The organism is Microbispora sp. H10949 (genome assembly GCF_014161435.1).
In the GTDB taxonomy this organism is placed as follows: Bacteria; Actinomycetota; Actinomycetes; order Streptosporangiales; family Streptosporangiaceae; genus Microbispora; species Microbispora triticiradicis.
Genome location: NZ_JABBWZ010000003.1, coordinates 83,594 through 100,357 on the forward strand (window position 1 = coordinate 83,594; position 16,764 = coordinate 100,357).

At 72.3% G+C, this 16,764-nt stretch carries 16 protein-coding genes; 13 read left to right on the forward strand and 3 right to left on the reverse strand.

Annotated elements, in window-relative coordinates; genetic code table 11:
• Position 1: 1 nt before the first annotated feature.
• Complete coding sequence (locus HHX40_RS07960; RefSeq protein WP_182880020.1) at positions 2-1,138, reverse strand: LacI family DNA-binding transcriptional regulator; 1,137 nt, start codon at positions 1,136-1,138, stop codon at positions 2-4.
• A 202-nt stretch (positions 1,139-1,340) separates the two neighbouring features.
• On the opposite strand from HHX40_RS07960, the gene HHX40_RS07965 reads away from it, so the two are divergent.
• The 4 genes from HHX40_RS07965 to HHX40_RS07980 are packed head-to-tail and all read left to right on the forward strand — an operon-like array spanning position 1,341 to position 5,754.
• Positions 1,341-2,699, forward strand: coding sequence for an ABC transporter substrate-binding protein (locus tag HHX40_RS07965; protein ID WP_182880021.1), 1,359 nt, complete (start codon positions 1,341-1,343; stop codon positions 2,697-2,699).
• A 6-nt stretch (positions 2,700-2,705) separates the two neighbouring features.
• On the forward strand, positions 2,706-3,629 hold the full coding sequence (locus tag HHX40_RS07970; protein WP_182880022.1) for a carbohydrate ABC transporter permease: 924 nt from the start codon (positions 2,706-2,708) through the stop codon (positions 3,627-3,629).
• Positions 3,626-4,450, forward strand: a complete 825-nt coding sequence (locus tag HHX40_RS07975) for a carbohydrate ABC transporter permease (RefSeq protein WP_182880023.1) — start codon at positions 3,626-3,628, stop codon at positions 4,448-4,450. Before HHX40_RS07970 ends, HHX40_RS07975 begins: the two co-directional genes overlap by 4 nt.
• A 5-nt stretch (positions 4,451-4,455) precedes the next feature.
• Positions 4,456-5,754, forward strand: a complete 1,299-nt coding sequence (locus HHX40_RS07980) for a glycoside hydrolase family 68 protein (RefSeq protein WP_220498859.1) — start codon at positions 4,456-4,458, stop codon at positions 5,752-5,754.
• Here HHX40_RS07980 and larE read toward each other — a convergent pair.
• Both larE and HHX40_RS07990 read right to left on the reverse strand, forming a co-directional pair.
• A complete protein-coding gene (larE, locus tag HHX40_RS07985) occupies positions 5,701-6,579 on the reverse strand; it encodes an ATP-dependent sacrificial sulfur transferase LarE (protein WP_182880025.1) in 879 nt (292 codons plus the stop codon). The genes HHX40_RS07980 and larE overlap by 54 nt on opposite strands.
• A 13-nt stretch (positions 6,580-6,592) precedes the next feature.
• Positions 6,593-7,882 carry an L-fuconate dehydratase gene (locus HHX40_RS07990; RefSeq protein WP_182880026.1) on the reverse strand — a complete coding sequence of 430 codons (1,290 nt, stop codon included), beginning with the start codon at positions 7,880-7,882 and terminating at the stop codon, positions 6,593-6,595.
• A gap of 168 nt (positions 7,883-8,050) precedes the next feature.
• On the opposite strand from HHX40_RS07990, the gene HHX40_RS07995 reads away from it, so the two are divergent.
• The 9 genes from HHX40_RS07995 (at position 8,051) to HHX40_RS08035 (ending at position 16,651) form a co-directional block, all read left to right on the forward strand.
• Positions 8,051-8,899 (forward strand): fumarylacetoacetate hydrolase family protein, encoded by an 849-nt coding sequence (locus tag HHX40_RS07995; RefSeq protein ID WP_111698051.1) that lies wholly within the window; start codon positions 8,051-8,053, stop codon positions 8,897-8,899.
• Positions 8,896-9,630, forward strand: coding sequence for an SDR family NAD(P)-dependent oxidoreductase (locus HHX40_RS08000; protein ID WP_182880027.1), 735 nt, complete (start codon positions 8,896-8,898; stop codon positions 9,628-9,630). Before HHX40_RS07995 ends, HHX40_RS08000 begins: the two co-directional genes overlap by 4 nt.
• A complete protein-coding gene (locus HHX40_RS08005) occupies positions 9,627-10,550 on the forward strand; it encodes an aldo/keto reductase (RefSeq protein ID WP_182880028.1) in 924 nt (307 codons plus the stop codon). Before HHX40_RS08000 ends, HHX40_RS08005 begins: the two co-directional genes overlap by 4 nt.
• Positions 10,540-11,796, forward strand: a complete 1,257-nt coding sequence (gene larA / locus HHX40_RS08010) for a nickel-dependent lactate racemase (protein ID WP_182880029.1) — start codon at positions 10,540-10,542, stop codon at positions 11,794-11,796. The genes HHX40_RS08005 and larA overlap by 11 nt, the downstream gene beginning before the upstream one ends.
• A gap of 2 nt (positions 11,797-11,798) precedes the next feature.
• The gene (locus HHX40_RS08015; RefSeq protein ID WP_182880030.1) at positions 11,799-12,221 is read left to right on the forward strand and encodes an RbsD/FucU family protein; all 423 of its coding nucleotides are present in this window, start codon (positions 11,799-11,801) and stop codon (positions 12,219-12,221) included.
• Positions 12,218-12,919, forward strand: coding sequence for a nickel pincer cofactor biosynthesis protein LarB (gene larB, locus HHX40_RS08020; protein WP_182880031.1), 702 nt, complete (start codon positions 12,218-12,220; stop codon positions 12,917-12,919). The genes HHX40_RS08015 and larB overlap by 4 nt, the downstream gene beginning before the upstream one ends.
• Positions 12,916-14,049, forward strand: coding sequence for a nickel pincer cofactor biosynthesis protein LarC (gene larC, locus HHX40_RS08025; RefSeq protein ID WP_182880032.1), 1,134 nt, complete (start codon positions 12,916-12,918; stop codon positions 14,047-14,049). Before larB ends, larC begins: the two co-directional genes overlap by 4 nt.
• Positions 14,050-14,057: 8 nt before the next feature.
• Positions 14,058-14,933 (forward strand): amidohydrolase family protein, encoded by an 876-nt coding sequence (locus tag HHX40_RS08030; RefSeq protein ID WP_310737990.1) that lies wholly within the window; start codon positions 14,058-14,060, stop codon positions 14,931-14,933.
• Between the two features lie 593 nt (positions 14,934-15,526).
• Positions 15,527-16,651 (forward strand): sugar ABC transporter substrate-binding protein, encoded by a 1,125-nt coding sequence (locus HHX40_RS08035; RefSeq protein ID WP_182874261.1) that lies wholly within the window; start codon positions 15,527-15,529, stop codon positions 16,649-16,651.
• Positions 16,652-16,764 lie beyond the last annotated feature (113 nt).

The following is a 16,764-nucleotide window of genomic DNA, read 5'->3' on the forward strand; positions in this document are numbered from 1 at the left end:
ATCACGGCGCCGCCGCGGCGACCGACTCCCGGAGGCGGACGGGCATCGGCACCCGGTGCACCTCGCCCTCCCGTACGGCGCCCTCGCGTACGGCGCCCTCGCGTACGGCGCCCTCGCGTACGGCGCCCTCGCCTACGGCGCCCTCCCGGACGGCGTCGTCACCGTCACGGCCCATCTCCGCGAACAGGACGTCCACCGCTTTACGGCCCAGTTCGTAGTGGGGGAGCGCCACCGTCGTGAGCTTGGGGCGCATCCACGCGGCGATGGGGTGGTCGTCGAAGGAGACGACCGAGACGTCGCCGGGCACCTTCAGCCCGAAGTCGTCGAGCGCCTGGTAGGCGCCCAGGGCGACCCGGTCGTTGAAGCAGATCAACGCGCGCGGCCGCTCGCCCTCCAGCAGCGCCCTGGTCGCGGCGAGGCCGTACTCCGGCTGCCAGTCGGCGCAGACGTGGTAGCCCGCCACCTTGACCCCCGCCTCGCCGAACACCTCCCGGATGCCGATGAGCCGCTCGACGGCCGCGACGCCGCCTCCCCGGGGAACGTCACGCCGCCCGGGACCGGCGCCGATCAGATGGATGCCCTCGCGATGGCCGGCGTCGAGCAGGACCCGCGCGGCGCGGCGGCCGGCCCCGACCTCGTCGGGGAGCACCGAGGGCAGCGGAGTCCGCTGCTTGGGCAGCGCGTTGAGCAGCACGGCGGGGGCGGCCCCCATCCCCTTGGGCACCCTGATGGTCCGCGTGTACATCGCGGCCAGGATGAGCCCGTCCACCTGACGGTCGTGCATGGCCTGCAGCAGGAGACGTTCGAGCTCGGGGTCTCCCTCCGTCTCGCCGATGAACAGCATGAAGCCGCGCTCCCGCGCGGCCTCCAGCGCCCCCTTGATCATGTCGCCGGCGAGCCGCGACGTGGCGATCGTGTCCGAAACGAAGCCGATAGTCCGAGTTGTCCCGGTTCGTAGGCCTACGGATACGATGTTCGGCCGATACTGCAACTCGGCCGCGGCCTTGAGCACACGCTGCTCGACATCCTGAGAGATGCGCAGCTCCCGCCCGCGTCCGGACAACACGAGCGACGCGGTGGTCGGCGAGACGCCGGCGATCTTGGCGACGTCCGCCAACGTGACCCGTCGTGGGCTCACCGAGCGACCTCCTGTGCTGTGAGGGGGTTGACACCCCGCGACGCGTATGGTGAGACTACCGCATTGCTAATCCGATTTAGCAAACCGAACCCCGGGGTGTCCGGCGTCAGCCGTCGAGGGGATCCCCGAGTGGTCCGTTCACGCAACCAACCCGAGCAACCCAACCCGAGTAACCACACCCGAGCAACCCAAGGAGACGCACATGTCGCGTCGAATCCGCCGATGGAACGGAGCGGTGCTTACGGTCGCGCTGGGAGGGGCGCTGGCGGCGGGGTGCGGGGCCCCGGGCGGCGACGCCCCCCAGGCGGAGGCCACCGGCACGTCCCCCTCGTCCGCGCCCACCTGCGGTACGGCGCCGGTCACGCTCAACGGCTACTTCGAGACCGGATTCCCGCTGCCGAAGGATCTCGCCGACGAGTTCACCAAGCAGCATCCGAACGTCAAGTGGAACATCCGTGAGGACCAGTTCGCGGTCATCACCCAGAACGCGCCGCGCGTCCTGGCGGACGACCCGCCGGACCTGATGCGGCTTCCCCAGGTGTCCGAGCTCGTCAAGAACAACCTGCTGAAGAACCTCGACGGCTACGCCAAGGCGTTCGGCTGGGACACCTGGCCGGCGTCGCAGCTCCAGCAGATGCGGATGGCCCCCGGCGGGAAGACCCGCGGCGAGGGCTCCCTGTACGCCATGGGACTGAACTTCAGCATGACCGGCGTCTTCTACAACAAGAAGCTCGCCGCGAAGATCGGCATGTCGGCGCCCCCGGCCACCCTGGCGGAGCTGGACGACGCCCTCGCGAAGGCCAAGAGCGCGGGCGTCCAGCCCATCGCCCAGTTCAACGGCGGAGCCACCGGCGGGCTCGCCTTCCCGCTGCAGGACCTCATGGCCGCCTACGGTCCCCCCGGGCCGATCAACGACTGGATCTTCCAGAAGCCGGGAGCCACCATCGACACGCCGTCGAACCTGCAGGCGACGCGGCACCTGGAGAAGTGGATCAAGGCCGGGTACTTCTGGAAGGACGTCAACGCCGTCGACTACGCGACGATGATGAGCCGCTTCATCAAGGGCGAGGGCCTCTTCATGTTCAACGGCGACTGGGAGTCGGGGAACCTCGACAAGCAGATGCCGGGCGACGTGGGCTTCTTCCTGATGCCGCCGGAGCAGGAGGGCGGCGCCCAGGCCGCGATGTCCGCGCCGCTCACCTTCGGGATCAGCTCCCGGGCGAAGAACGCCGACTGCGCCGCGTTCTTCCTCAACTGGGTGGCGACCGACGCGAAGGCGCGGGAGATCGGCGTGAAGGTCGGCGGATCCCACCCGATGGGCCCCGCGGACGCCGCGATGCCCGAGGTCGAAGCGGGCACGGTCACCGCGAGCACCCTGGAGGCGGGCGCGAAGATCGGCAAGGACAACGGCGCGATGGACTTCATCGCCAACGCCACGGGCGCGATCTACGCCAAGAGCTGGACCCCGCAGCTGCAGAAGCTGGTCGCCGGGCAGCAGACCCCCGACGGGCTGCTGAAGTCGGTGCAGAGCGACTACACGAGCCAGGTCGGGGGGAGCTGAGCGCCGATGGCACGGCGGACTCCGAAGACGAGAAGACCGGGCCCCGCCCGCGCGGCGGGGCTCCGCACCCCGAGCTGGGTCGGCTGGCTGTTCGTCGCTCCGGCGCTGGCCGTCTACGCGGTCTTCGTGCTGCGGCCGATCGTCCTCACCTTCCAGTACTCGGTGTACCGCTGGGACGGCATCGGCTCGTCCACCTGGGTCGGGCTCGGCAACTACGGGAAGGTGTTCACCGACCCCGACCTGTTCGCGACCATCCTCAACGCGGTCAAGCTGATCGTCTTCTTCAGCCTGATCCCCGTCGTGCTCGGCCTCGTGATCGCCTCGACGATCCGCCGGATCGCGGCGAGCCGGCTCGCGCTGGTCGCCCGGACGGTCCTGTTCCTGCCGCAGGTCATCCCGCTCGTCGCGGCGGGCATCACGTGGAGCTGGCTGCTGTCGTCCACCGGCCTGGTCAACCAGCTGCTGTCGCACATCGGTCTCGGCGGCGTGACGCGCGCCTGGCTGGGCGACTTCTCCACCGCCCTGCCGGCGGTCGGCGTGATCGGCGCGTGGGTGCTCCTCGGCCTGTGCACGATCCTGCTCCTGTCCGGGATGAGCAAGATCGATCCGGCGCTGTACGAGGCGGCCCGGATGGACGGCGCCGGGCCGGTCCGCGAGTTCGTCTCGATCACGGTGCCGAGCCTGCGGCAGGAGATCGGCGTCTGCGTCACGGTGACCGTGATCGCGGCCCTGGCGAGCTTCGACATCGTGTACGTCGCGACCCAGGGAGGCCCGGGGAACGCGACGATGGTCCCCGGCCTGGAGATCTACTACCTCGCCTTCTCCGAACGGCAGGTGGGCACGGCCTCCGCTCTCGCCGTCGTGCTCATGGTGCTCGTCATCGTCGTCGCCATTCCCATCCAGTGGCTCACGAAGGACAGAACCTCATGATCGTCGGACGCGGGGAGACGTGGAGCGGGAGGGCGCTGCTCGTCCTGCTGATGGCGGCCACGCTCATGCCGTTCGCCAGCCTGTTCGTCACGGCCCTGCATCCCCCGGGCAGCTACCCGTCCGGTCTCGACTGGCCCTCCGACCCGCACTGGGGCAACTTCGTCACGGCCTTCCAGGCCGCGCGGATGGGCGAACTGGTGAAGTCGAGCACGCTCATCGTCCTCGGCGTGGTGCCCGTCGCGCTGCTCCTCGCGACGCTGGCGGGCTTCGCCATCGGCCACCTCCGCGTCCCGGGACGCAACGTGGTGTTCCTGACGTTCGTGCTCGGGCTGACGCTCCCCTTCGAGGGCATCATCACGCCGCTGTACTACCAGGTGCGCGACATGGGCCTGCTGAACACCAGGTGGGCCATCATCCTGCCGCTCATCGGGCTGTTCATGCCGTTCGCGGTGTTCTGGATGCGGGCGCACTTCGTGAACATGCCCGACGAGCTGTCCGAGAGCGCGCGGATGGACGGGGCGAACCTCTGGCAGCTCTTCTGGCGCATCCACGTGCCGCTGGCCATGCCGGCGCTGTCGTCCCTCGCCATCCTGCTGTTCCTGTGGACCTGGAACCAGTTCCTGCTGGCCATCGTCCTCGTCGACGACCCGCTGAAACGGACGATGTCCGGGGCGCTCGGCGCCTTCCAGGGACAGTGGGGGACCGACATCCCGCTGCTGTGCGCGGGCTCGCTGCTGATCCTGACCCCCACACTCGCCATCTTCCTGATCTTCCAGCGCCGCTTCGTCACGGCTCTGCTTCAGGGTTCGCTGAAGGGATGAACCGCGTGAACGAGGACGGCCCCGCGCGCTGGACGCGGCGGCATCTCGACCTGCTGACCACCGGCCCGCTGACTCTCGCGCCGGAGACGACGGCGCCGCCCGCCCACACGCCCGCCCCGCCGCGTGTGCTGCCCGGCGACGACGTCTGGGACCTGTGGCCGATCCAGGAGGAGGACGGATCGATCTCCGTGGTCCTCGGCCGCGAGCTGTGGATGGCCCTCTCCGCGCCCGCCGCCGGTCATCCGGAGGAGCGTCACGACCACGCCCGGATCCGGCTGCTCGCCAGGGACGGCGACGGCTGGCACGACCTCGGGCCCGCGTTCGCCGACGGCGCCTCGCCGGGCAGCCGCGAGTGGTCCGGATCGGCGGTCCGCCGCCCCGACGGCACCGTGTCGGTCTTCTACACGGCGGCCGGGCGGCGGGGCGAGGCACGCCCGACGTTCCTCCAGAGCGTCGTCGAGACCCGGCCCGCCGTGGTCGTCGCCGAAGGCGGCCGCGTCCTGCTCGACCGGGCCGCCGGGCACCGGGAGGTCCTCCGGTCGGACGGCCGGGCCTACCTGCCGGCCGACGAGATCGACGGGGGACCCGGGCGGATCAGGGCCTTCCGCGACCCGGGCTGGTTCCGCGACCCGGCCGACGGGCGTGAGTACCTCCTCGTCGCGGCGTCCGTGGCGGCGTCCGTGGCGGGATCCGCCGCGGCGCCCGCGGGCGGAGCGGCTGTGGACGACGGAGACGGCGGCTACATGGGCGCGGTGGCCCTCGCCGAAGCGCGGGACGGCGGCTGGTCGCTGCTGCCCCCCCTTCTCGTGGCCGACGGCGTCAACCACGAGATCGAACGGCCGCACGTGGTGGTCCGCGACTCGTCGTACTACCTGTTCTTCTCGACCCAGCGGCACTCGTTCCACCCGCCGGGAAGCGCGCCCACCGGGCTCTACGGCTTCGTCGCGCCCCGCCTGACCGGGCCGTACGCGCCGCTCAACGGGTCGGGGCTGGTGGCCGCCAATCCCCCGGAGGAGCCCGACCAGGCGTACGCCTGGCTGGTGCTGCCCGATCTCCGCGTCGTGAGCTTCGTCAACTACCGGTCCATCGGCGGCGGCGCGGACCCCCTGCGGGCCGGGGCCGCCGAGGCGCGCGCCGCCTTCGGCGGGACGATCGCGCCGGTCTTCCGGCTCGCCCTCGACGGAGCCCGCACCCGCGTGGTCGCCACCGCGCCGGCCACTGGGCCCACCACCGCGTCCACCACAGGACCCTCAGGAGGGGAGCAGCGGGAGCAGGGCGTTCAGCCGCCCGGACGCGAAACCTGAGAGATCCAGCGAGCAGAAGGTGAAGCCGGCGCCGCGTACGGCGGCGTCGACGCGCTCGCGCGCCTCGGTCACGCGCGGGATCTCGTCCCGCGGCACCTCGACCCGGGCGAGCGTGCCGCCCGCGTGCGCGCGCACCCGGCACACCGGGAAGCCGAGGTCGCGCAGCGCGGCCTCGGCGGCCTCGACCCTGGCCAGCACCTCCGGCGTGACCGGATCGCCGTAACTCACCCGCGAGGCCAGGCACGGCGCGGCGGGCTTGTCCGCAGTGACCAGCCCGAGCGTACGGCTGACCAGGCGCACTCCGGCCTTGGTCAGCCCGGCGTCCACCAGCGGCGCGATGGCTCCGCGCTCGGCCGCGGCCCGCTGCCCCGGGCGGTGGTCGCCGAGGTCGTCGAGGTTCGTGCCGAGGGCGACCCGGGCGCCCATCGCCGCCGCCAGCGGCCCCAGCGCGTCGAACAGCGCCGACTTGCAGTGATAACAGCGGTCGGCGCCGTTGGCGGCGTACTCGGGCCGCTCGGCCTCGTCGGTGCACACCTCCAGGTGGGCCAGGCCGTGGCGCCGCGCGAACGCGCGGGCCGCGGCCCGCTCGGAGGCGGCCAGGCTGGGGGAGACGGCGGTGACGGCGAGGGCCCGCCGCCCGAGCACCCGGGCGGCGGCGAAGGCGAGCAGCGCCGAGTCGGCGCCGCCGGAGTAGGCGACGACGAGCGCGTCCTCCCGGCGCAGCCGGGCCGTCAGCCGCTCCAGTGCGTCGTCGGCGGCTCCGTCGGCCGTGTGGTCCGCCGTGTCGTCGGCCGGGTCGTCCAAGTCGCCCGGGCGGTCAGTCATCGGCGCCTCCACGTCAGCCTCCCCAGCGGTGCCCGTCAGGGTAGCGGTAGGCCGCGACGGACTCGTCGTACATGCGGGCGTTGTACCCGGGCGCGTCGGGCAGCCGGTAGCGGCCCCGCTCGATGCGGACCGGGTCGACGAAGTGCTCGTGCAGGTGGTCGACGTACTCCAGGACGCGCCCCTCCAGGCTGCCGCTCACGCAGACATAGTCGACCACCGACATGTGCTGGACCAGCTCGCACAGGCCGACCCCGCCCGCGTGAGGGCAGACGGGCACGCCGAACTTCGCCGCCATCAGCAGGATCGGGACGATCTCGTTGACCGACGCGAGCCGGCACGAGTCGATCTGGCAGAAGTCGATCGCCCCCGCCTGCAGGAGCTGCTTGAACATGACCCGGTTGTGCGCGTGCTCCCCGGTGGCCACGCCGACGGGCGCGATCGCCTTCCGGATGGCCGCGTGGCCGAGCACGTCGTCGGGGCTGGTCGGCTCCTCGATCCACAGCGGCTCGTACGGCGCCAGCCGGTTCACCCACTCGATGGCCTGGGGCACGTCCCACACCTGGTTGGCGTCCATCATGAGGGTCAGGTCGCCGATCTCCTCGCGGGCGATCGCCAGGCGGCGTACGTCGTCCTCCACGTCGGCGCCGACCTTGAGCTTGACGTGGGTCCAGCCGTCGGCGACCGCCTCGCGGCACAGGCGGCGCAGCTTGTCGTCGTCGTAGCCGAGCCAGCCGGGTGTCGTGGTGTAGGCGGGGTATCCGTGCGCGGCGAGCTCGGCGATCCGCTCCTCCCGGGTGGGGGCGAGCCGGGCCAGCATCTCGACGGCCTCGTCCGGGGTCAGCACGTCGGACAGGTAGCGGAAGTCACAGGCGGCGACCAGCTCCTCGGGCGTCATGTCCGCCACGAACCGCCACAACGGCTTGCCGGCCCGGCGGGCGGCGAGGTCCCAGGCGGCGTTCAGCACGGCCGCCGCGGACAGGTGCACCACCCCCTTCTCCGGGCCCAGCCAGCGCATCTGGCTGTCGGACATGATCTGGCGGTAGAGGCCGCCGAGGTTCCCGGCCAGCTCGTCGACGTCGCAGCCGGTCAGCCGTGCTCCGATCTGCCGCGCGGCGGCCACGCACAGGTCGTTGCCCCGTCCGATGGTGAAAGTCAGGCCGTATCCGGCGAGGTCGCCGTCGGTCTGCAACACGACGTACGCCGCGGAGTAGTCGCCGTCCGGGTTCATGGCGTCCGACCCGTCGAGCGTCGCGGAGGTCGGGAACCTGATGTCGATCACGTTCACCGAGGTGATCGTCGGCATGGGCGAACTCCAAATGATCCGATGAATGTGATTCGAACAGTATGGTCACGCCCACCTGAGGTCAAGTAAGTCGGCAAATATCCCACCAAACGGCTTTACTTCAACCCGATGAATCTGACAGGCTCGGCACCACACTTGCCCCTGTGAACCAGTCGGAGTAGACGGATCGTGAAGCTGTTGCGGGTGGGTCCGCCGGGTTCTGAGCGGCCCTGTGTCATGGGCCCCGGCGACCGGGTGCTGGACCTGTCGTCACTGACGAAGGACATCGACGGCGCGTTCCTCGCGGGAGGAGGCGTCGACCGGGTGCGGACGGCCCTCGCGGAGGGCACGCTGCCCGAGGCGGAGCCGTACGAGCGGGTCGGAGCGCCGGTGGCTCGGCCGGGGAAGGTCGTCTGCATCGGCCTGAACTACTCCGACCACGCCGAGGAGACCGGAGCCGCCCTCCCGGCCGAGCCCGTGGTCTTCATGAAGGCGTCCAACACCGTCGTCGGCCCCGACGACGAGGTCCTGGTTCCCCGCCTCAGCGTGAAGACCGACTACGAGGTCGAGTTGGCCGTCGTCCTCGGCGGCACCGCCCGCTACCTGTCCTCCCCGGAGGAGGCCGCCGGTCTGATCGCCGGATACGCGATCTCCAACGACGTCTCCGAGCGGGAGTTCCAGAACGAGCGCGGCGGCCAGTGGGACAAGGGCAAGTCGTGTGAAACTTTCAACCCCCTCGGCCCCTGGCTGGTGACGCCCGACGAGGTCGGCGACCCCCAGGCCCTCGGCCTGCGGCTGTGGGTGAACGGCGAGCAGCGCCAGAACGGCAACACCAAGAACCAGATCTTCGGCGTGCACCACGTGATCTGGTACCTCAGCCAGTTCATGGTGCTGGACCCCGGCGACGTGGTGAACACCGGCACCCCCGCCGGCGTGGCGCTCGGCCGCGGCCCGCAGGCCTACCTGCGGGAGGGCGACGTGGTCGAGGTGGAGGTCGACGGACTCGGCCGGCAGCGCCAGCGGATGGGGCAGGCATGAGCGAGTTCGAGGGGCTGGTGGCGGTGGTCACCGGCGGCGCCTCGGGCATCGGCAGGGCGGTCGCCGAGGAGCTGACCGCGCGGGGCGCCCGGGTCGCGGTGCTGGACCTCAAGGACACCGAGTTCACGTGCGACGTGACCGACGACGCCTCCGTACGGCGGGCGGTCGCGGCGGTGGCCGAGCGGTACGGCCGGATCGACGTGCTGGTGAACAACGCGGGCATCGGCGCGGCGGGCACCGTCGCCGACAACGACGACGCCGAATGGCTGCGGGTGTTCGATCTCAACGTCGTCGGGATCGCCCGCGTCACCCGGGCGGCCCTGCCGCACCTGCGGGAGTCCCCGCACGCGGCGGTCGTCAACACCTGCTCGATCGCCGCCACCGCGGGGCTGCCGCAACGGGCGCTGTACTCCGCGTCCAAGGGGGCGGTGCTCGCGCTGACCCGCGCGATGGCGGCCGACCACATCCGCGAGGGCATCCGCGTCAACTGCGTGAACCCCGGCACCGTCGACACCCCCTGGGTCGGGCGGCTGCTGGACGCCGCCCCCGACCCGGCCGCCGAACGGGCCGCGCTGGCCGCCCGCCAGCCGCACGGCCGGCTGGTGACGGCGCAGGAGGTCGCCCACGCCGTCGCGTACCTCGCCAGCCCGAGGGCGGGGTCGACCGCCGGGACCGAGCTGGCCGTGGACGGCGGCATGGCCGGCCTGCGACTGCGGCCGGTGGGCTCGTGAAGGTGTCCCTCGGGCCGTACGGGCTCGGCACCGCGCCGCTGGGCGGACTGTTCGCGCAGGTGGACGAGGAGCAGGCCGAGCGCACCCTGGCCGCCGCGTGGGCGGCGGGCATCCGCTACTTCGACACCGCGCCGCACTACGGCACCGGCCTCGCCGAGGAGCGTCTCGGGCGCTTCCTGCGCGGCCTGCCCGGTGGGGGAGCGGGGGAGGCGATCGTCTCCACCAAGGTCGGCCGCGTCCTGGTGCCCGGTGAGGGCGAGGAGGACGGCTTCCCCGGCCGCACGCAGTACGTGCGGGTGCGGGACTACAGCCGCGACGGCGTGCTGCGCTCGCTGGAGGACAGCATGCGGCGCACCGGGCTCGACCACTTCGGCGCGGTGTTCGTCCACGACCCCGACGAGCACTGGGAGCAGGCCGCGGGGGAGGCGTTCCCGGCCCTGGCCGAGCTGCGCGACCAGGGCGTCGTCGGCGCGATCGGCGCCGGGATGAACCAGACCGCGATGCTGACCCGGTTCGTCCGGGAGACGGACGTCGACGTGGTCCTCGTGGCCGGGCGCTACACGCTGCTCGACCGGTCGGCGGAGGAGGAGCTGCTGCCCGAGTGCGCGCGGCGCGGCGTCGCCGTCGTCGTGGGCGGGGTGTTCAACAGCGGCGTCCTGGCCGGCGGCGGCACCTACGACTACGCCGCCGCCCCGCCCGAGGTGCTCGACCGGGCGCGTGAGATGGCCCGCGTCTGCGAGTCGTACGGCGTGCCGCTGCCGGCGGCGGCGCTGCGGTTCCCGCACCGGCACCCGGCCGTGGACACCGTACTGATCGGCGCGCGCAGCGCGGAGGAGATCACCGAGGACCTGGAGCTGGCGGCGGCGGACATCCCCGACGCCCTCTGGGACGATCTCGAAGGTCTGGGCCATGCGGGTTGACCTCGCCTACGGCGCCTACGGCCTCGCCGTCGACTTCCCCGGCGACCGGACCACGGTGATCGCGCCGGTGGCTCGGCCCGCCGTCCCGGACGAGACCGCCGAACTGCGGCGGGCCCTGCGCGAACCCGTCGCGGGACCACCGCTGCGTGAGCGGGTGCGCCCCGGCCAGACGGTGGCGATCTCCGCCTGCGACGGGACCCGGCCCCAGCCCAGGCACCTGATGATCCCCGCGATCCTGGACGAGCTGGACGGGGTGGTCGACCTCGGAGACGTGGTGATCCTGGTCGCCACCGGCACGCACCGCGGCAACACCCCCGAAGAGCTGCGCGCGATGTTCGGCGACGAGGTCGTGGACGCCGTGCGGATCGTCAACCACGACGCGCGCGACGCGTCCTCGCTGCGGTGGATGGGCCGGCACGGCAAGGACGTGCCGGTCTGGCTGAACCGCGAGTGGACCGACGCCGACGTGCGGATCACGACGGGGTTCGTGGAGCCGCACTTCTTCGCCGGGTTCTCCGGCGGGCCCAAGCTGGTCGCGCCGGGCCTCGCCGCCCTGGAGACCGTGCTCACCCTGCACGACGCGGCCCGCATCGGCGATCCCCGGGCGACCTGGGGGATCATCGAGGGCAACCCCGTCCACGACGACGTCCGCGCGATCGCCGCGGCGACCGGCGTCACCTTCGCCCTCGACGTCGTGCTGAACCGGGAGCAGAAGATCGTCCGGGCGTTCGGCGGCGACCTCGCGCCGATGCACGCCGCCGCCACGGCCGCGGCCCGCGCCGCCGCGATGCGGCCGGTCGCCGAGCCGTTCGACGTGGTGGTCACGACCAACGCCGGTTTCCCGCTGGACCAGAACCTCTACCAGTCGGTGAAGGGCATGAGCGCCGCCGCCCAGGTCGTCCGGCCCGGCGGGACGATCATCTGCGCGGCCGAGTGCCGGGACGGGTTCCCCGACCACGGCTCCTACCGCGAGGTGCTCACCTCCGCGGCCTCGCCCGACGCGCTGTTCGAGGAGATCTCCCGCCGCACCGAGACCATCCCCGACCAGTGGCAGGTGCAGATCCAGGCGCGCATCCAGCGGCAGGCCCGGGTGATTATGCACACGGCTCGTCTCGGCGACGCCGACCTGGCCGCCGCCCACCTGGAGCGGACCGAGGACATCGCCGCCACCGTGCGGGCCCTGCCGGGGCGGGTGTGCGTGCTGCCGGAGGGGCCGATGACGATCCCCTACCTCGCGGGAGAGTGAGCGTGCTCCGCTATCCCCTGATCCACCCGCCGCTGCTGGCCGCGCTCGCGGCGACCGGGCACGGCTCGCGCGTGCTGCTCGCCGACGCGAACTACGCCCACGCCACCAACGTGCGTACGGGCGCCCCGGTGATCCACCTCAACCTGCGCCCCGGGCTGGTCCGCGTGGACGACGTCCTGGAACTCCTGGTGGACGCCGTACCGCTGGAGGCCGTGCACGCGATGCGGCCCGATGAGGGGGGCGAGCCCGGCGTGTTCGCCCGCTACCGCGAGCTGCTCGGCCCCTCCCTGCCGATCCAGGTCCTGCCCAGGTTCGGCTTCTACGAGGCCGCGAAGGAGCCGGACGTCGCGTTCGCGGTGGCGACCGGCGACGACCGGCTCTACGCCAACCTCCTGCTGACCATCGGGTACGTCGTACCGGTATGAGTGAGGCACTCGACCTCGGCTACGCCCGGGTGGACCTCGGCCGCGAGGCGCGGCAGGGGCTGCCCGAGATCGTGTACGGCCCGGGCAAGCGGGTGAGCGAGATCGCCGGGATCGTCACCGCGCTGCTCGCCCGGAACACCGGGCCGGTCCTGGTGACGCGGGTCGAGCCCGGCCCCGCCGCCGAGGTGCGCGAGCACGTCCCGGGCGGCGCGTACGACCCCGGCGCCCGGCTGCTGGTCTGGCGGCCCGCGCCGCCGGTCGCGCACACGGTGGCGGTGGTCACGGCGGGTACGGCGGACGGCCCGGTCGCGGCCGAGGCGGCGGCCGTCGCCTCCGCGCTGGGCCTGCGGACCACCCTGATCAGGGACGTCGGGGTGGCCGGGCTGCACCGGGTGCTCGCCGCGGCCGGTGACCTGCGCGCGGCCGACAGTGTGATCGTCGTCGCCGGCATGGAGGGCGCGCTCGCCAGCGTCGTCGGCGGTCTCGTCGAGACGCCGGTGATCGCGGTGCCCACCTCGACCGGGTACGGCGCCGCGCTGGAGGGCGTGACGGCCCTGCTGGCCATGCTCACCTCCTGCGCCGCCGGGCTGACCGTGGTGAACATCGACTCCGGCTTCGGCGCCGCCCTCGCCGCGTACCGGCTGACCAGGAGGGCCTCCCCGGCGAAGGTGTCTCCGGCGGGCGAGGAGCCCCGATGATCCTCTACCTGAACCCGTTCACCGGACTCGCGGGCGACATGCTGCTCGGCGCGCTGCTCGACGCCGGCGCCTCGCTCGACGCCGTACGGCGGGCGGTCGCCGAGACCGGCCTGACCGGCTGGCGGCTCGACGCCGAGCGGGTGCGCACCGGCGCGCTTACCGCCACCCGGGCGCTGGTGACGGTGGACGACGACGCCACCGAGCGCCGCGCCGCCGAACTGCTCGCGATGGCGGCCCGCACCGGGCTGCCCGTCGCGGAGGCCGCGCTGACCGCGATCGCCGAGGCCGAGGCCGCGCTGCACGGCGAGCCGGTCGCCGAGGTGCACCTGCACGAGCTCGGCGGGCACGACACGCTGGTCGACATCGTCGGCTGCGCGGCGGCGCTGCGCGACCTGCGCGTGACGCGTGTTCACTGCGCGCCGCTGCCCCTGGGCGCCGGAGTCGTCCGCACACGTCACGGCGTGCTGCCCGTCCCGGCCCCCGCCACGCTCGCCCTCCTGAAGGGGGCGCGGGTGCGGGGCGGGGAGGCGGGGGAGGCGGTCACCCCGACCGGCGCGGCCCTGCTGGGCGCCGCGGGCACGACGTACGGCCCGGCTCCGGAGATGGTCCTGCGCGCCACCGGGTACGGCGCGGGCGGGCGCGTGCTGCCCGACCGGCCCAACGTCACCGTCGCCGTGCTCGGCGAGCCCGTGGCCGAGCCGGAGGCGGTGACCGGGCCCGGCCGCCAGGTCGTCCTGTCGACGAACCTCGACGACGTGACGGGCGAGGTGCTCGGGCACGTCGTCGAGCGCGCCCTGGCGGCGGGCGCGGCCGACGCGTGGGTCACGCCCGCCGTGATGAAGAAGGGCCGCCCCGCCCACGTCCTGCACGTGCTCGCGCCCCCCGAGCTGGCCGGCGAGCTGCAGAACCTGGTCCTCGCGGAGACGGGGAGCCTGGGCCTGCGGCGCAGCGTGGTCGAGAAGGTCGCGCTGCCCCGGCACTTCGAGACCGTGCGCCTGCACGGCCGGGACGTGCGGATGAAACACGGGCCGTGGGGGGTCAAGCCCGAGTACGACGACCTCGCCGCGCTGGCCGAGGCCACCGGCAGACCACTGAGGGAACTGGCACGAGAGGCCTACGACGCACTGTGACTCCTCCTGTGACTTCTTCTGAGACATCCGCCGCACGGATCGACGCCCACCACCACCTGTGGGATCTGTCCCGGCGCCCCCAGACCTGGCTGGAGCCGCCGCAGATGGCTCCGATCCACCGCGACTTCACCGTCGCCGACTACGACTCGGCCGCGGCCGGGGCGGGCGTCGGCCGGTCCGTGCTCGTGCAGGTCCTGCCCGACGCCGAGGAGACGCGCGAGTTCCTGGCGCTGGCGGCGGACTCGCCGACCGTCGCCGGGGTGGTGGGATGGGCCGACCTGACCCGGCCCGATCTCGCCGCCGAGCTCGCCGCCCTGGCCGCCTCGCCCGGCGGCGGCCTGCTGCGCGGGATCCGCCACCTGGTGCAGGGCGAAACCGACCCGCGCTGGCTCGCCAGGGACGACGTGCGCGCCGGGCTGCGGGAGGTGGCGGCGGCCGGGCTCGTCTACGACCTGCTCGTCGTGCCGCACCAGCTGCCCGCCGCGATCGAGACCGTGCGCGCCCTGCCGGAGCTGAACTTCGTCCTGGACCACCTGGCGAAACCCCCGGTCGCGACCGGAGAGGTCGAACCCTGGGCGGGGCTCGTCCGCGAGCTCGCCGCCGAGCCCAACGTGACGGCCAAGCTCTCCGGCCTGATCACCGAGGCGGTCTGGGACGACTGGGACGCCGCCGCACTGCGGCCGTACGTCGACGTGGCGCTCGACGCATTCGGCCCCGGCCGCCTGATGTTCGGCTCCGACTGGCCGGTCTGCCTCCTCGCCGGCTCCCTTTCCCGCTGGTCCGAGACCGTCTCGGCGCTGCTCGCGGAGGCCGGGCTGCCGGACGCCGAGCGCGAGGCCGTCTTCCGGGGCACGGCGGCCCGGGTCTACGGCCTGAAGGACTGAGCAGTAGACCTAGTCATCCCATGAAACGTGTGTATGACACATCGTCGGGATGAGGCTTGAGCACGCATGTGCTATCTAGGCGGGAGACGTGCGTTCCACGGCTCCCGCCGCCGTGTCCGCGGGCCTGCCGCCACGCCCGGCTCGGCGGCGGTGCCGGCGCCTGACCGTGGAAGGGGCGGTTCGTACCGTCTGCCTGTCGGATAGATCCCATGTCTCCGGGAGGCGCGCCCGGTTCTGGAAGCGCACCACCTCACCGTCCGACCGGTGACGCCTCCGTCCATGGCATCGCCGACACCGGCGTCCGTCCGACCGGCTCCGGCCGGGCGGGCGGACGCCTTCGTGTGTTGATCCCACGTTTCTTGATTGTTACTGCGGACAACAAACGTTACCGTCCTGTGTCTTTCACCACCTGGGCTTTGGGCTTACGTTGTCTCAAACAACATTCCCTGGAGCGGTGAACGCCGTGACCCGGCCACTGCCGTACCGGGTGGCCGGAGCGCCTCGACCCCGAAGGATCTGCGAAGACGTCGGGAAGGCGCGGGCTCGGCCGCACCCCCTCATAGACCCCCAGTCAGAGAAAGGACCCACGCATCATGCGCAAGGGGATCCTCAGCATCGGCGCCGCCGCCGCGGCGCTCACCCTCGGTCTCACCGCCTGCGGGGGCGAGAGCGGTGACACCTCCGCCCAGAGCGGCAGCAGCGCCGCGCCCTCCGCCGCGGACAACGCCAAGGCCGGCAAGATCGGCGTCATCCTCCCGGACAGCAAGTCGTCCGCCCGGTGGGAGACCGCCGACCGCAAGTACCTGGAGGAGGCGTTCAAGACGGCGGGTGTCCAGTACGACATCCAGAACGCGCAGGGCGACAAGTCCGCCTTCCAGACGATCGCCGACCAGATGATCACCAACGGCGCCACCGTTCTGATGATCGTCAACCTCGACAGCGGCACCGGCAAGGCCGTGCTCGACAAGGCCAAGTCGCAGGGCGTCGCCACGATCGACTACGACCGCCTCACGCTGGGCGGCAGCGCGGCCTACTACGTGTCGTTCGACAACAACAAGGTCGGCCAGCTGCAGGGCGAGGGCCTGGTCAAGTGCCTGACCGACAAGAAGGCCGACAAGCCGATCATCGCGGAGCTGAACGGCTCGCCGACCGACAACAACGCCACCCTGTTCAAGGAGGGCTACGACAGCGTCCTCAAGCCGAAGTACGACTCGGGCGACTACAAGAAGGGCCCGGACCAGTCGGTTCCGGACTGGGACAACACCCAGGCCGGCACGATCTTCGAGCAGATGCTGACCCAGGAGCCGAAGATCGCCGGTGTCCTGTCCGCCAACGACGGTCTCGGCAACGCCGCGATCTCGGTGCTGAAGAAGCAGAACCTCAACGGCAAGGTCCCGGTCACCGGCCAGGACGCCACCGTGCAGGGCCTGCAGAACATCCTCGCCGGCGACCAGTGCATGACGGTCTACAAGGCCATCAAGAAGGAGGCCGACGCCGCCTCCCAGCTGGCCATCGGCCTCGCCAAGGGTGAGCAGCCCTCGGTGAGCGGCTCCGTCAAGGACCCGGAGGGCAACCGGGACGTGCCGTCGGTGCTGCTGGACCCGCAGGCCATCTACTTCGACAACGTCAAGGACGTCGTCGCCGACGGCTTCGTCACCAAGGACGAGCTGTGCACCGGCGACTTCGCCGACAAGTGCAAAGAGGCCGGTATCAGCTAACCCACCCCACCCACCGGGTGCGTACGGCGGCGCGAACCCCCCAGGGGTGACCGGCTGAGCCGCGACGAGCACCGTGCGGGGCGCCCCTTCCAGGGCGCCCCGCACCGCTCGGA